The following is a 16,356-nucleotide window of genomic DNA, read 5'->3' on the forward strand; positions in this document are numbered from 1 at the left end:
GCTTAAACTCAAAGGATGAAGTATAAATTTTGAATGAATATGCCTTCAATCTCAAACTACATTTAAAGTAGCCAAATAAAAAATACATCTATAATAATTACATTTTAAACACTTTTCATTAACAACTAGAATTGATGAAATGCTTCAATCGGCATTACAAATACTGTAGCGCCACCTACTTCAACTTCAACTGGATAAGGAATATATGAATCTGCACTACCACCCATTGGTGTTATTGGGGAAACAAGTTGGTCTCTATTACCACAAGTGTTATCAATGACAGATAGAACCTCATCGACACGGTCATCCTTAACCCCACATAAGAAAGTTGTATTGCCTGCTCTTAAAAATCCACCAGTAGTTGCTAACTTTGTAGCTCTGAAATTGTTTTTTACGAGTTGGTCTGAAAGCTCTTGACTATCTTGATCTTGAACGATCGCTATAATCATCTTCATTTTTATACACCTCTTTTTGTCATTATATCATAATTATTTTAAATATTTGATGATAGATTGGTATGTTTCTTCAACAACTTTATCCAAACTATGGTTAGCATTGACTTTAATAAACCGATGAGGGTTATCACTGATCACTTTATGATATCCTTCTATCACTTTTTCATGAAAAACTTTATCCTCTTTATCTAATCTGTTTTGTTCTCTGTTATTTTTTAGAATTCTTTGACGACCAATTTCCGCATCAACATCTAAATAAATCGTTAAGTCTGGATACAAACCATTAATTGCAAATTCATTTAATAATTTTACTTCTTTAATTCCTATACCCCTTGCATAACCTTGATAAGCCAATGAACTATCAATGTATCTATCACAAAGGACAATTTTATCTGCTTGTAAAGATGGGATAATCTTCTCAACAAGGTGTTCACGTCTAGATGCAGCGAACAGCATAGCTTCAGTTCGAATATCTATACTCTCTCCATCAAGTACAATACGACGTATTTCTTCACTAGTTAATACTCCGCCAGGTTCACGTGTTGTAACAATATCATATTCTTTAGCTAATCTTTCGCTTACTTCTTTAATTACTGAGGTCTTTCCTGCTCCTTCTGGACCTTCAAACGTTATAAATGTAGACATTTCTTATTCATCCTTAATAATTAATATTTTTTTATGATTTAAACCTTCAACTTTAATATTTTGCTTATCATATTTATTTAACAAGTCTATCATATGAGACGTCACGACTTCTCCTTTAAACATCACCGGTATACCTGGAGGGTATGGAACGATATGTTGCGCTAAAACTTTACCTTCTGCCTTTTTAATAGATACTTCTTTTGTATTTTGAAAATGAACAGTTTTGTATTCGCTAAAATCCGTCATAAAATTAAAAGATTTTATGTCGCGCGTACATTTTTTTGGCACGTTAATTTCTCTAATTTTTTCAATCAACAACTTAAAAGGAAATTTATCTCCTTCATGCCATAAAGGGAGAACGAGTAACACTTGATACATATCAGCTAATTCTACATATATTTCTTTTTCCTCAAACCATTTTTGCACATCATAACCTGTAACACCTTCAAAACTCACAACCAATTTTAAAGGATCCTCTGGTTCTATAACTGTAAATCCTATATTTATTAATAAATCAATTAACATCTTTCTTCGTTGGTAAAATAATGCGGAATCATATTCTTTATAAAATTTATTTGCTAATTCTAGACTAGACATAATAAGGTACGAAGGACTTGACGTTTGAAAATAAGTCAAATAATCTATGACTTGTTGTCTTAATGGTGCATCTTTATGTATATATAAAACTGATCCCATTGTTAATGCAGGGAGTGTTTTATGATATGACTGCACAACGTAATCAGCATTAAAATTCATTGAGGATTCTGGAAATCCATCTAAACCAAAATGTGCACCATGCGCTTCATCTACTAATATCGGTACCCCTCTGTGATGTAATTGTTTGATATATTGAGAAATTTCAAAAGTTTCACCGTAATAATTAGGGTATGTACAGATGGCAAGTTTATAATATTGATTTTTATCTTGAATTATCTTTGGCTTTACATATTGATTCGTTTTCTTACTGATATCTGTCTTAGTTATTGTCGCTTGTTGTTGTGTTATGTCTAGACCGTGAAATACTGATTTATGAACATTTCTACTAATTAAATATTTACCTTTTCTTGTCGAAAATGCTTGGATAACCGATAATATACCTGAAGTCGTTCCGTTAACTAGTAAGAAAGCATCATAGTTTTTATGTTTCCTAAAATTCTCCATGCTTTCTAAAATAATTCCTTCAGGATAATGCATATCATCTAATCCAGTAATTTCTGTCATATCCATTGCTAAATCAAGTCTATTTAAGTAGCCGATTGTCATGTTTTTATGCCCAGGAACATGCATAGAGATAGCGTTTTTCTCTATCAAACGATTTAATTTTTGAATTATTGGTCTTTTCATATTAATAACTCTCTCTAAATTTAATTTTTCATCTTATATGAGACAAATCATCATCATTCTTATTAACCCAATTCCTTTTTAACAAGCCCATTACATAGCAATCTCTGTATTCTCCCCTTGTATAGAAGTGTTCCTTTAACGTTCCTTCTATTTCGAAATTATTACTTTGATAGATATGTACTGCTTTCTCATTCTTAATATCCACATATAAGTATACCTTATTCATATTTAATACTAAAAAAGCATAGTCAATAGCCATTTTAAAAGCTTTTTTCGCGTACCCATTATTTGCATACTGTGGATCGATAATAATTAACACTTCACAAGTTCTATGTATAAAGTTAATCTCTAATAACTCTACCACGCCTACAGATGTTGATCCCTCTTCAACAATGAATCGTCGCTCTGTTTCATCTAAAATATGCTTTGTATATAAATTTTCTAATTCGCTCAATGATTGATAAGGCTCTTCAAACCAATACGACATAATGGAATACTCATTATTCAAATGATGTATAAATGATAAATCTGTCTTCTCCAATGCCCTAATAATCAAAGTCATCCCTCTTTCTTAATTTCTTGTTATTCATTACTAGTGTATTAGAAAACACAAATTTTCTCTAATACTTAACTAACTTTTTAATCATTGTCATTTCAACTTACTTAGATGTTCGATTTTAAAGTTCTTTATTAAAAAGAAAATTTTCCCAAACCTAATTGTTGTGATTATTTAATATAAAAAAGAGACCTTTCGGTCTCGTACTTTGTCTGGCAACGTCTTATTCTATCGAAACGTTAGTCCAACTACCATCAGCAGGTGCTAAGAAGTTTTCTTCACTTAAGACAAGCGCTAGCCTCTCACTTTATATATGGTACTTATTGACTCGTTTAAATCATCTAAATTCATTGTCTCGCTTCTTTATTCATGAGTTCCAAATGCTTTCTCCTCGCCAAGAAACCTATTTTTTTAGAACTCTTTTCATATAAAAAAAAGAGACCTTCCGGTCTCGATTAGGCTCATCGCATCCATACGATATTTGCCTGGCAACGTCCTACTCTAGCGGAACGTCAGTCCGACTACCATCGGCGCTAAGGAGCTTAACTTCTGTGTTCGGCATGGGAACAGGTGTGACCTCCTTGCCATTGTCACCAGACAAATGAATGATTATACATTCAAAACTAGATAGTAAGTAAGTTTTGCGTCGCAAAACGCTTTTAAAAAAATTGATTAAGTCTTCGATCGATTAGTATTCGTCAGCTCCACGTGTCACCACGCTTCCACCTCGAACCTATTAACCTCGTCATCTTCGAGGGATCTTATAACCGAAGTTGGGAAATCTCATCTTGAGGGGGGCTTCATGCTTAGATGCTTTCAGCACTTATCCCGTCCATACATAGCTACCCAGCTATGCCGTTGGCACGACAACTGGTACACCAGAGGTATGTCCATCCCGGTCCTCTCGTACTAAGGACAGCTCCTCTCAAATTTCCTACGCCCACGACGGATAGGGACCGAACTGTCTCACGACGTTCTGAACCCAGCTCGCGTACCGCTTTAATGGGCGAACAGCCCAACCCTTGGGACCGACTACAGCCCCAGGATGCGATGAGCCGACATCGAGGTGCCAAACCTCCCCGTCGATGTGAACTCTTGGGGGAGATAAGCCTGTTATCCCCGGGGTAGCTTTTATCCGTTGAGCGATGGCCCTTCCATGCGGAACCACCGGATCACTAAGTCCGTCTTTCGACCCTGCTCGACTTGTAGGTCTCGCAGTCAAGCTCCCTTATGCCTTTACACTCTATGAATGATTTCCAACCATTCTGAGGGAACCTTTGAGCGCCTCCGTTACCTTTTAGGAGGCGACCGCCCCAGTCAAACTGCCCGCCTGACACTGTCTCCCACCACGATAAGTGGTGCGGGTTAGAAAGCCAACACAGCTAGGGTAGTATCCCACCAACGCCTCCACGTAAGCTAGCGCTCACGTTTCAAAGGCTCCTACCTATCCTGTACAAGCTGTGCCGAATTTCAATATCAGGCTACAGTAAAGCTCCACGGGGTCTTTCCGTCCTGTCGCGGGTAACCTGCATCTTCACAGGTACTATGATTTCACCGAGTCTCTCGTTGAGACAGTGCCCAAATCGTTACGCCTTTCGTGCGGGTCGGAACTTACCCGACAAGGAATTTCGCTACCTTAGGACCGTTATAGTTACGGCCGCCGTTTACTGGGGCTTCGATTCGTAGCTTCGCAGAAGCTAACCACTCCTCTTAACCTTCCAGCACCGGGCAGGCGTCAGCCCCTATACATCACCTTACGGTTTAGCAGAGACCTGTGTTTTTGATAAACAGTCGCTTGGGCCTATTCACTGCGGCTCTTCTGGGCGTGAACCCTAAAGAGCACCCCTTCTCCCGAAGTTACGGGGTCATTTTGCCGAGTTCCTTAACGAGAGTTCGCTCGCTCACCTTAGAATTCTCATCTTGACTACCTGTGTCGGTTTGCGGTACGGGCACCTGTTATCTATCTAGAGGCTTTTCTCGGCAGTGTGAAATCAACGACTCGAGGAAACAATTTCCTCTCCCCATCACAGCTCAGCCTTATGAGTGCCGGATTTGCCTAACACTCAGCCTTACTGCTTGGACGTGCACTCCAACAGCACGCTTCGCCTATCCTACTGCGTCCCCCCATCGATTAAAACGATACTAGGTGGTACAGGAATATCAACCTGTTATCCATCGCCTACGCCTGTCGGCCTCAGCTTAGGACCCGACTAACCCAGAGCGGACGAGCCTTCCTCTGGAAACCTTAGTCAATCGGTGGACGGGATTCTCACCCGTCTTTCGCTACTCACACCGGCATTCTCACTTCTAAGCGCTCCACATGTCCTTGCGATCATGCTTCGACGCCCTTAGAACGCTCTCCTACCATTGTCCAAAGGACAATCCACAGCTTCGGTAATATGTTTAGCCCCGGTACATTTTCGGCGCAGTGTCACTCGACTAGTGAGCTATTACGCACTCTTTAAATGATGGCTGCTTCTAAGCCAACATCCTAGTTGTCTGGGCAACGCCACATCCTTTTCCACTTAACATATATTTTGGGACCTTAGCTGGTGGTCTGGGCTGTTTCCCTTTCGAACACGGACCTTATCACCCATGTTCTGACTCCCAAGTTAAATTAATTGGCATTCGGAGTTTGTCTGAATTCGGTAACCCGAGAGGGGCCCCTCGTCCAAACAGTGCTCTACCTCCAATAATCATCACTTGAGGCTAGCCCTAAAGCTATTTCGGAGAGAACCAGCTATCTCCAAGTTCGATTGGAATTTCTCCGCTACCCTCAGTTCATCCGCTCACTTTTCAACGTAAGTCGGTTCGGTCCTCCATTCAGTGTTACCTGAACTTCAACCTGACCAAGGGTAGATCACCTGGTTTCGGGTCTACGACCAAATACTCAACGCCCTATTCAGACTCGCTTTCGCTGCGGCTCCACATTTGCTGCTTAACCTTGCATCAGATCGTAACTCGCCGGTTCATTCTACAAAAGGCACGCCATCACCCATTAACGGGCTCTGACTACTTGTAAGCACACGGTTTCAAGTTCTCTTTCACTCCCCTTCCGGGGTACTTTTCACCTTTCCCTCACGGTACTGGTTCACTATCGGTCACTAGAGAGTATTTAGCCTTAGGAGATGGTCCTCCCAGATTCCGACGGAATTTCACGTGCTCCGTCGTACTCAGGATCCACTCAAGAGAGAATATGTTTTCGACTACAGGATTATTACCTTCTTTGATTCATCTTTCCAGATGATTCGTCTAACATGTTCTTTTGTAACTCCGTATAGAGTGTCCTACAACCCCAACAAGCAAGCTTGTTGGTTTGGGCTCTTCCCGTTTCGCTCGCCGCTACTCAGGGAATCGATTTTTCTTTCTCTTCCTCCGGGTACTAAGATGTTTCAGTTCTCCGGGTCTGCCTTCTGACATGCTATGAATTCACATGTCGATAACATGACATAACTCATGCTGGGTTCCCCCATTCGGAAATCTCTGGATCAACGCTTACTTACAGCTACCCAAAGCATATCGTCGTTAGTAACGTCCTTCATCGGCTTCTAGTGCCAAGGCATCCACCGTGCGCCCTTAATAACTTAATCTATGTTTCCACCATATTTTGAATAACAATTCAAAATAAATAGCTAAAACTAGTTATTAATCTTGTGAGTGTTCTTCCGAACACTAGCGATTATTTATGAATTCAAGCTTATTTAAAACTCTATTCACTCGGTTTTGCTTGGTAAAATCTTACTTACTTATCTAGTTTTCAATGTACAAAGAATGTTAATAAACATTCAAAACTGAATACAATATGTCACGTTATTCCTCATCTTCGTAGAAGATGTTCCGAATATATCCTTAGAAAGGAGGTGATCCAGCCGCACCTTCCGATACGGCTACCTTGTTACGACTTCACCCCAATCATTTGTCCCACCTTCGACGGCTAGCTCCAAATGGTTACTCCACCGGCTTCGGGTGTTACAAACTCTCGTGGTGTGACGGGCGGTGTGTACAAGACCCGGGAACGTATTCACCGTAGCATGCTGATCTACGATTACTAGCGATTCCAGCTTCATATAGTCGAGTTGCAGACTACAATCCGAACTGAGAACAACTTTATGGGATTTGCTTGACCTCGCGGTTTCGCTGCCCTTTGTATTGTCCATTGTAGCACGTGTGTAGCCCAAATCATAAGGGGCATGATGATTTGACGTCATCCCCACCTTCCTCCGGTTTGTCACCGGCAGTCAACTTAGAGTGCCCAACTTAATGATGGCAACTAAGCTTAAGGGTTGCGCTCGTTGCGGGACTTAACCCAACATCTCACGACACGAGCTGACGACAACCATGCACCACCTGTCACTCTGTCCCCCGAAGGGGAAAACTCTATCTCTAGAGGGGTCAGAGGATGTCAAGATTTGGTAAGGTTCTTCGCGTTGCTTCGAATTAAACCACATGCTCCACCGCTTGTGCGGGTCCCCGTCAATTCCTTTGAGTTTCAACCTTGCGGTCGTACTCCCCAGGCGGAGTGCTTAATGCGTTAGCTGCAGCACTAAGGGGCGGAAACCCCCTAACACTTAGCACTCATCGTTTACGGCGTGGACTACCAGGGTATCTAATCCTGTTTGATCCCCACGCTTTCGCACATCAGCGTCAGTTACAGACCAGAAAGTCGCCTTCGCCACTGGTGTTCCTCCATATCTCTGCGCATTTCACCGCTACACATGGAATTCCACTTTCCTCTTCTGCACTCAAGTTTTCCAGTTTCCAATGACCCTCCACGGTTGAGCCGTGGGCTTTCACATCAGACTTAAAAAACCGCCTACGCGCGCTTTACGCCCAATAATTCCGGATAACGCTTGCCACCTACGTATTACCGCGGCTGCTGGCACGTAGTTAGCCGTGGCTTTCTGATTAGGTACCGTCAAGACGTGCATAGTTACTTACACATTTGTTCTTCCCTAATAACAGAGTTTTACGATCCGAAGACCTTCATCACTCACGCGGCGTTGCTCCGTCAGGCTTTCGCCCATTGCGGAAGATTCCCTACTGCTGCCTCCCGTAGGAGTCTGGACCGTGTCTCAGTTCCAGTGTGGCCGATCACCCTCTCAGGTCGGCTACGCATCGTTGCCTTGGTAAGCCGTTACCTTACCAACTAGCTAATGCGGCGCGGATCCATCTATAAGTGACAGCAAAACCGTCTTTCACTATTGAACCATGCGGTTCAATATATTATCCGGTATTAGCTCCGGTTTCCCGAAGTTATCCCAGTCTTATAGGTAGGTTATCCACGTGTTACTCACCCGTCCGCCGCTAACGTCAGAGGAGCAAGCTCCTCGTCTGTTCGCTCGACTTGCATGTATTAGGCACGCCGCCAGCGTTCATCCTGAGCCAGGATCAAACTCTCCATAAAAAATTATGATGTTTGATTAGCTCATAAATACTAAATAGTTTGTAACGTTTCGTTACTGTTTATTGGAATTAACGTTGACATATTGTCATTCAGTTTTCAATGTTCATTTTCTTACCGACAAGAATTAATTATACTCTTCATAGTTGTTTAAGTCAACAACTTTTTGAAATTAATTTTAGTCGTTTATTTAATGATTAGTTAAGTTGTTTCGCTCAACAAATAAATACTATACAGACTTATCCCCGTTTTAACAACAGTAAAAATTACACTATCAAAAGACAATCAAAATCACTCCAAAAGAAAAACCGAACTTTTCCCTTATAGAATTCAATTACAAACGTGTTATACAGAAAAATGATGGTTAAAACAAAACTAAAACGCCTATATAAGCTCTATTCACAAACTTTATTTTTGTTGTTCATTTTAAAATATTTTTACTATTTTTCTATAATCCTTGTTTTTTATTCCAAACACTTTACCTACTCCTTGAGTAACGAAGGATTAATTCTTATCCTCATTAATAATAAATGTAATTATAAAAGTCTCTCCGTAAACTCAATAAGTCTGAATTCTAAAAAGTTAAACAAAAATCTTATCATATTCGTTATTTCAATCCATTAACGAACCCCAACTTGCTTTGTCTGGTGAATTTCTCAGTGAAATTCTTTGTGTTGGGGCCCCGAACCCCAACTTGCTTTGTCTGGTGAATTTCTCAGTGAAATTCTTTGTGTTGGGGCCCCGAACCCCAACTTGCTTTGTCTGGTGAATTTCTCAGTGAAATTCTCTATGTTGGGGAGATTCATATATAAGCGTATTTAATCTTCTTCTATTTAAATATAAAGAAAGCCTAGAATATTGACTTATATCCCAGACTTTTAAGTGGTAGATATTATTACATTTCCGTTCTACCTGCAATTGCTTTAGATAAGGTCACTTCATCAGCATATTCTAAATCGCCACCTACAGATAAACCTTGTGCCAGTCTCGTGACTTTAATCCCAATTGGCTTAACCAACCTAGATATATACATTGCAGTAGACTCACCTTCTAGGTTAGGATTCATAGCTAATATAAGTTCTTTCACCTCATCGTTTTTGAGGCGTTCAACTAATGCTGGTATATTGATGTCTTCAGGCCCAATACCATCCATTGGTGAAATCGAACCATGAAGCACGTGATATAAACCTTTATATTCACGCATTTTTTCCATTGCTATGACATCCTTGTCATCCTCAACTACACATATGACAGAACGATCTCGCTGTTTATCTTCACATATATAACAAGGATCATTTTCTGTAATATGTCCACAAACACTACAATAGGTAAGTTCTCTTTTAACATCAACTAGTGCTTTAGCAAACTTAACAACATCGTCTTCTTTCATATCTAAAGTATGAAAAGCCAGACGTTGAGCCGTCTTTGGTCCAATGCCTGGCAGTTTCATAAAACTATCGATAAGCTTTGATATAGGTTCTGGATAATGCATATTTCATCACATTCCAGGGATGTTTAAGCCTTGAGTATGCTTACCTAAACGTTGTTGTGTTAACTCATCTGCTTTATTCATCGCTTCATTTGTAGCCGCCAATACTAAATCTTGAAGCATCTCAACATCTTCTGGATCAACAGCTTCTTCTTTAATTTCTACATCTACAACTTCTTTATGACCTGTTACAGTAACAGTCACCATACCTCCGCCTGCTGTTCCAGCAACACGTTCTTCTTTTAATTTTTCTTGTTCTTGAGCCATTTTCTTTTGCATTTTTTGCATTTGTTTCATCATTTGTTGCATATTTCCGCCACCGCGCATAATTTCATTTCCTCCTTAATAGTAAACAATTTCTATAAAAATTTAGCTTTTATTACATTATACATACCAATATATCGCTTGTCATGTATCAGTCTTCATCAACTAAATGTACAGTTTCCTCACCAAATAAGTCTTTAGCTTTTTGAGCAATATCTATTTGTTGAGACTGTTGTGTGCTTTGTTTTTCGCTTTGATGTGTTTCATTGGTGTTACGATTTTGTAAGTACTCTGCTCTCACTCTCAGCCATTGGTCAGCCGGCACTCCTACTACTTTGACAGTTTTATTAACTATATTACAAACTACACTTTCAATATTATTTCTCTTTTCATCATCTTTATTTACTATTTCACAATGAATTTCTTCATCAAATTTAACTAACACATGATCTTCACTAGCTGCTACCGGTTCTGAATTCAGTAGTAAACTAACTAAAGACTTTTTATCATTACTTTTCGCATGATCAATCACTTCTTGCCAATGGTTCTTCAATAATTTGATATCATCTTTGTTTGCTTTGTCTAATACTTTCGCTATCTGTTGCATAGAAAACGCATTTTTAGATCGTTGAATCGTGCGTGTTGGCTTCTTAGGTTGTTTATTAACTTTATTAGCTTTGATCCCTTGTTCTTTTAAGGTTTTAAGCTCATTTTCAAGTTGTTCTAAACGTTGTAATAACATCTCATTATCTGGTTCATTAGCTACCGATGCTGTTGCTACATTTTGTACAGTTTGAGGCTGTGTCTTAATCATTTCTGCAAGTTTAACTAGCAACACTTCAAAATGAACACTTTGATTTACACTGAACCTAATGGATACTAGTGTATCATTGATGATATCTATCATCTTGTATAACATATCTAAGTCGAAATGAATAAGTGATTCAAAATGAACGGATTCGTTAGACGTTTTATTCATAATTGTATCTCTAACAAAGTAAATCATATCATTAATGAGTCTGTTGACTTCTTTACCTTCTGAAATAAAATGATGATATCTATTAAATGCAGCTTTAACATCACTTTTTACAATGTCATTAAACAACTCATTTAACGCCGCTTCATCAACACTACCTGTAACATTTAAAGCATCTTGTAACGTAAGTCGTTCGTCTCCGAACGCTATTGCCTGGTCCATAATGCTTAATGCATCTCGCATACCACCTTCTGATGCTTTAGCAATAAATTCTAATGCTGCGTCGTCGTAATCCAAAGATTGGGAATTAGCTACATACTTAAGTCTGTCTATAATTTGGTCACTGCTAATTGCTTTAAAGTCAAATCGTTGCGCTCTCGAAATAATAGTGGGTGGAATTTTATGTGGTTCTGTTGTTGCCAAGATAAATATAGCATGCGCTGGTGGTTCTTCTAATGTTTTAAGCAAAGCATTGAAAGCACCAGTAGTTAACATATGAACCTCGTCAATAATATATACTTTATACTTAGATTCACTAGGTGCGTACTTAACTTTATCTCTAATATTCCTTATTTCATCTACACCGTTATTACTTGCAGCATCAATTTCAATTACATCGTTATTCGTACCTTGTGTGATTCCTTTACAAATCGCACATTCATTACAAGGTTCACCATCGTCACTATTAAGACAATTAATAGCTTTGGCAAAAACCTTTGCAATACTCGTTTTACCCGTACCTCTCGGACCACTAAAAATATATGCATGAGATTGTTTACCTTTTGAAATTGCATTACGCAGTGTTTTAGTTACATGCGTTTGTCCAACCACATCATCAAAACTTTGCGGTCTATACATACGATACAAAGCTTGGTAATCCACCGTAGCACCTCCATTAACAATTACTCATTATTATATCACGCTCTTATATTTTCTTTTCAATTAAAAATCAATCCAGTACTTCCGGATAATACACTGTCATTCCAGACCATTCATTTTGAACCGGTTTTAGAAATTTTACTAATAATGTTTGATCATTTCGTTTTTCTTCTATATGTATATTATATAAATGAGCTGCTTCATAATCAGATTTCTCAAAGTACTGAGGATGATTATTTACAAAAATAGCACAATATCCTTGTTCTTTTGCACGTTCTTCTACAGCTTTTAACAGCGCTTGACCTAACCCTTGGTTTCGAATAGATTTATCTACTGACAGTGCACCAATGGCTAACGCTATCGCTTTTTTGTTTTTAGACGACAACTTAACCTCTGCTAACACAACGTGACCTATAACTTCATTCAATTCATTCTTAGCTATAACTTCTAATTCATAATTATAGTTTTCAAGTTTTCTTAGATTTTTAACGCGCGCTCGATCTTGCCAACTGGATTCTGGATTTAGATTATAATTATTTTCTATACTATTTAGTGACGTTTCATAATCGACCTCTGTTAAAGTACTTAAATAAATATGCATGTATCCTCCATTTTAATAAGCCATTCTATATTTCGACGTAAATTTTTTAATTAACTAGGTTTTCATTTTACAACGATATAACTTTAACAAATTATTCGTTATTAATCCATTTAATAAAAATAACTTGAAGTAAAACATCACACTTAACATCAAACATTGAAATTAATATTTAGATAAATAACTATAACGCTTCATAGTAACTACTCCAACTTTAAGATTGAAATCAATAGCTATTATATTAAATTAAATTGTAAATAAAAAAATAGCCCTGAATGAAATTTAAATAACTTCACATCGGACTATATATCTAAGTTTCATAACCTAGACCTTTATTATCTATATAAAAATTTGCTTAAATCTAAAGTAAAAAACCATGCACCTTTGTATCGAACGCATATCATAAACGTTACCGAAGTCGACAGCTAAATCTCGGCTACCCTACGGCACATATGAGGATCCACTTAATGCTGCTTCCGTCAGGACCTGACATGGTTCATGGGTTCATATTGCATAGGACCGAAATCTTCAAACACTACGTGCTTCGGGCAGACTTCACAAAAATACGCCCTCAACAAAGGAATTAAGTCTCGCATAAAGCGGATTTCGAGTACAGGGAACCGCTACCTCCCCACCTAGCACGGTAAGAACTATATTACTATAATTCTGCCTCTCTTTGCAAGCGTAAAAATTTAATCTTCTTCGCTTTAAAAAAATACGACGATTTTTGAAACTCATTAAAATGTAATTATCGTCGTCTTAAAAATTCTGTGGCTAAATATTTTGAAATAATATATTAAAAATATGTGGTATCTTCAAAAAAGCAGTACTTCTGACAGTAGCTGTAAAAGGTGTAAAATAATTACCAAAAATTTCGTAGTCAAAAGATGAAAAAGTTTCAAAAGTAACAGACTTACTTGAATAACTTATATCTAATTGCGAATCCTTTTCAATGATTAATTGTCTTTGAAGACGTTTCTCCTACGGTCATTAATCCTTTATCTCCAAAAGCATTTAAATTTTCTGCACAATGAGTTACATTAAAAAATTTATTCATATATAAATTACAAATGCAACATAAAAAACATACTAAGATTAGCTATGAAGAAATCTATGACGATAGATTTTTTTATAGTTATAGAGAGAAGTAGACTGTCCAGACTCTTGGATTTTAAATCCGTATAAAAAACAAGTCAGCTTTACTCTCGCCTTTTGAAGTTCGTTTGTAGTATGTTGGGTTCTTGAAACCGTGTATAGGAAAATGAAATGAGAAAGGTTAAGTAAAGTTTTTAGCTTCTCAATTATTCAAAGGAGGTTTTTTATCGATTACTTAGGTGTTGATATTAGTAAAAGAAGTAGTGTAGTTGCACATTATAAAAATGGAAAATTCCAAAAAGAGTTTTTCATCCAAAATAATAAAAATGGTTACAATTATTTACTCAAGTATTTGAATGACTTAGACCACCCACAACTCATTTTTGAATCTACAGGTATCTATTCAAGAGGTATGGAACGATTTTGTTGTGTAAATCAAATTAACTATATTCAAATGAATCCGTTAGAAGCCAAATTTAAAACGAGCGCTCTAAGATCATGGAAAACTGATCAGGCAGATGCTCATAAGCTCGCTTGTTTAGGACCGACGCTTAAACAAACAGGAAGCTTACCTATACATGAGTTAGTATTCTTTGAATTAAGAGAACGCGTCCGTTTTCATCTAGAAATCGAGAATGAACAAAATCGACTTAAATTTCAGATCCTTGAATTACTCCATCAAACATTCCCTGGTTTAGAAAGATTATTTAGTAGTCGATATTCAATCATTGCACTCAACATCGCAGAAATCTTTACTCATCCAGACATGGTTCTTGATATCGACAAGGATGTACTGATTACACATATATTTAATTCTACAGATAAGGGAATGTCAATGGATAAAGCTACAAAATATGCACTTTAATTAAGAGTGATTGCTCAAGAAAGCTATCCTAATGTCGATAGACATTCCTTTCTAGTCGAAAAATTACGCTTACTTATTCAACAATTAAAACAATCTATTCATCATCTCAAACAATTAGATGATGCCATGATTCAATTAGCACAACAACTCGATTATTTTGAAAATATTCATTCGATACCTGGTATTGGTAAGCTAAGCACAGCTATGATTATTGGGGAGATTGGTGATATTAAGCGATTTAAATCAAATAAACAACTCAATGCTTTTGTTGGCATTGATATCAAACGATATCAATCAGGTCATACACACTGTAGAGATACCATCAACAAGCGTGGTAATAAAAAAGCGAGAAAACTTTTATTTTGGGTGATTATGAATATAATAAGAGGGCAGCATCATTATGACAATCATGTCGTCGATTATTACTACAAACTAAGAAAGCAGCCTAATGAGAAACCTCATAAGACTGCCATCATTGCTTGTATAAATCGATTATTAAAAACGATTCATTATCTTGTAATGAATCATAAATTGTACGATTATCAAATGTCACCACATTAGCCAAACGTACAATCAAATATAGTTTAACACCTTATTCAAAAAAATTAAAATGAACGGTTTAGTTAAGTAATGCTTATTTTAATTATAAGTACTTGACTAATCGTAGGAAGAGGCTGGGACATAATTCCTAGCCTCTTTTTTATTTTAAATATAAACATATAACATGTCACCTTATTTAAACATTATAGAAGTAACTAAAAGAGTCACACCAGACAGACAAATTGAAGTTATACAGATCACAATGAATGGTTTAAGTGCTTTTGAAATAACTTCTTTTAAAACGATATTCAATCCTAGAGCAACCATCGCCATTAACATACATAACGCTGTAATAACATTTATAATATTCATAAGTAATGAAGGAATAGGAACAAATGTATTGATACAAGCCATTATAATAAATCCAATTAGAAAGTAAGGAATACCGATTTTTTGTTGTACTTGACTTGAGTGTGACTTATAACGCATATACAAAATTAAGACAATGCTTAATGGAATAAGTAAAAACACACGGCCTAATTTTCCAAGTAAAGCAAATGTCATTGCCTCCGATCCGCCAATATCTGCTGCTAAAACGACTTGAGCGATTTCATGTAGACTGATACCTGTCCAAGCACCATAAGTTATAGTAGGTATGTTAAAAATAGCCTCGATAGCTGTATAAATAAGTGCAAATATAGTTCCAACTAGTGCAATAATACCTACACTTATTGCAATGTCTTTTTCTTTAGATTTTAAGATTGGTGCTGTAGCTGCAATAGCTGCAGCTCCACATACTCCTGTACCAATACCAAGTAGTATAGAGATATCTTTATTTCCTTTAATAATTTGATTCAAAAGTAAAGTTAAACTTATTGAAAAGATAATTACGATAATATCAATAAGTAGTAATTTCCAGCCTTTACCTAGAATATCTCCCATATTTAATTTTAACCCATATAAGATAATCGCAAATTTTAATAAACGTTTTGATGCAAACGTAATACCTGGGCGAATATGCTCAGGATAACCTATGACTTGGCGGTATATCATCGCAAAAATGATGGCAATAGCTAATGCTCCAATCGTATGTAAAATAGGAAATTTAGCTAATATATAACTGATTATTGCAATCGTAAATGTAAACATAATACCTTTTATAAATGAAGTCTGCGCTATTGATTTCATATGTACTTTCACCTCGATATGAAATCTTAGCACGTTATTGTTATAGCGTTAAATAAATAAT

10 protein-coding genes, 3 rRNA genes, 1 other RNA gene and 1 pseudogene are annotated in these 16,356 nt (G+C 37.2%); 2 read left to right on the forward strand and 13 right to left on the reverse strand.

All coding sequences use genetic code 11. From position 1 onward, the window contains the following. Positions 1-125: 125 nt before the first annotated feature. From NST35_RS11330 to ffs, 12 genes are all read right to left on the reverse strand, one after another. On the reverse strand, positions 126-455 hold the full coding sequence (locus tag NST35_RS11330) for a cyclic-di-AMP receptor (RefSeq protein ID WP_001832200.1): 330 nt from the start codon (positions 453-455) through the stop codon (positions 126-128). A gap of 33 nt (positions 456-488) precedes the next feature. Continuing rightward, positions 489-1,100, reverse strand: a complete 612-nt coding sequence (tmk, locus tag NST35_RS11335) for a dTMP kinase (protein WP_002458665.1) — start codon at positions 1,098-1,100, stop codon at positions 489-491. A 3-nt stretch (positions 1,101-1,103) separates the two neighbouring features. Then, on the reverse strand, positions 1,104-2,444 hold the full coding sequence (locus NST35_RS11340) for an aminotransferase class V-fold PLP-dependent enzyme (protein WP_002447872.1): 1,341 nt from the start codon (positions 2,442-2,444) through the stop codon (positions 1,104-1,106). A gap of 28 nt (positions 2,445-2,472) precedes the next feature. Then, positions 2,473-3,006: a GNAT family N-acetyltransferase gene (locus tag NST35_RS11345; RefSeq protein WP_002440739.1), complete on the reverse strand. Its 534-nt coding sequence runs from the start codon at positions 3,004-3,006 to the stop codon at positions 2,473-2,475. 477 nt (positions 3,007-3,483) lie between these two features. Then, positions 3,484-3,598 (reverse strand): 5S ribosomal RNA (rrf, locus tag NST35_RS11350). A gap of 70 nt (positions 3,599-3,668) precedes the next feature. Then, positions 3,669-6,590: ribosomal RNA gene (locus NST35_RS11355) — 23S ribosomal RNA — on the reverse strand. A 263-nt stretch (positions 6,591-6,853) separates the two neighbouring features. Next, positions 6,854-8,404 (reverse strand): 16S ribosomal RNA (locus NST35_RS11360). Together the 16S, 23S and 5S rRNA genes form the textbook arrangement of a ribosomal RNA operon. A gap of 892 nt (positions 8,405-9,296) precedes the next feature. Beyond that, complete coding sequence (gene recR / locus NST35_RS11365) at positions 9,297-9,893, reverse strand: recombination mediator RecR (RefSeq protein WP_001829377.1); 597 nt, start codon at positions 9,891-9,893, stop codon at positions 9,297-9,299. Positions 9,894-9,899: 6 nt separating this feature from the next. After that, on the reverse strand, positions 9,900-10,217 hold the full coding sequence (locus NST35_RS11370) for a YbaB/EbfC family nucleoid-associated protein (RefSeq protein WP_002447741.1): 318 nt from the start codon (positions 10,215-10,217) through the stop codon (positions 9,900-9,902). A gap of 88 nt (positions 10,218-10,305) precedes the next feature. Beyond that, positions 10,306-12,012 carry a DNA polymerase III subunit gamma/tau gene (gene dnaX / locus NST35_RS11375; RefSeq protein WP_002458570.1) on the reverse strand — a complete coding sequence of 569 codons (1,707 nt, stop codon included), beginning with the start codon at positions 12,010-12,012 and terminating at the stop codon, positions 10,306-10,308. A gap of 67 nt (positions 12,013-12,079) precedes the next feature. Continuing rightward, positions 12,080-12,610: a GNAT family N-acetyltransferase gene (locus tag NST35_RS11380; protein WP_002458571.1), complete on the reverse strand. Its 531-nt coding sequence runs from the start codon at positions 12,608-12,610 to the stop codon at positions 12,080-12,082. Positions 12,611-12,981: 371 nt separating this feature from the next. Further along, an RNA gene (ffs, locus tag NST35_RS11385) (signal recognition particle sRNA large type) lies at positions 12,982-13,251 on the reverse strand. Between the two features lie 698 nt (positions 13,252-13,949). Here ffs and NST35_RS12545 point away from each other — a divergent pair. Together NST35_RS12545 and NST35_RS12550 are read left to right on the forward strand one after the other, a co-directional pair. Continuing rightward, the gene (locus NST35_RS12545; protein WP_420181787.1) at positions 13,950-14,567 is read left to right on the forward strand and encodes an IS110 family transposase; all 618 of its coding nucleotides are present in this window, start codon (positions 13,950-13,952) and stop codon (positions 14,565-14,567) included. 126 nt (positions 14,568-14,693) lie between these two features. Continuing rightward, a pseudogene (locus NST35_RS12550) lies at positions 14,694-14,945 on the forward strand (IS110 family transposase); the annotation flags it as partial. A 354-nt stretch (positions 14,946-15,299) separates the two neighbouring features. Here NST35_RS12550 and NST35_RS11400 read toward each other — a convergent pair. After that, positions 15,300-16,295, reverse strand: a complete 996-nt coding sequence (locus NST35_RS11400) for a YeiH family protein (RefSeq protein WP_002458574.1) — start codon at positions 16,293-16,295, stop codon at positions 15,300-15,302. Positions 16,296-16,356: the final 61 nt, after the last annotated feature.

This window comes from Staphylococcus sp. FSL W8-0304 (genome assembly GCF_038006565.1).
Lineage (GTDB): Bacteria > Bacillota > Bacilli > Staphylococcales > Staphylococcaceae > Staphylococcus > Staphylococcus epidermidis.

Bases quoted from the DNA above. Each gene is read 5' to 3' on its own strand.
- NST35_RS11330 (WP_001832200.1), bottom strand. From the start codon at position 455: ATGAAGATGATTATAGCGATCGTTCAAGATCAAGATAGTCAAGAGCTT.
- tmk (WP_002458665.1), bottom strand. From the start codon at position 1,100: ATGTCTACATTTATAACGTTTGAAGGTCCAGAAGGAGCAGGAAAGACC.
- NST35_RS11340 (WP_002447872.1), bottom strand. From the start codon at position 2,444: ATGAAAAGACCAATAATTCAAAAATTAAATCGTTTGATAGAGAAAAAC.
- NST35_RS11345 (WP_002440739.1), bottom strand. From the start codon at position 3,006: ATGACTTTGATTATTAGGGCATTGGAGAAGACAGATTTATCATTTATA.
- recR (WP_001829377.1), bottom strand. From the start codon at position 9,893: ATGCATTATCCAGAACCTATATCAAAGCTTATCGATAGTTTTATGAAA.
- NST35_RS11370 (WP_002447741.1), bottom strand. From the start codon at position 10,217: ATGCGCGGTGGCGGAAATATGCAACAAATGATGAAACAAATGCAAAAA.
- NST35_RS11380 (WP_002458571.1), bottom strand. From the start codon at position 12,610: ATGCATATTTATTTAAGTACTTTAACAGAGGTCGATTATGAAACGTCA.
- NST35_RS11400 (WP_002458574.1), bottom strand. From the start codon at position 16,295: ATGAAATCAATAGCGCAGACTTCATTTATAAAAGGTATTATGTTTACA.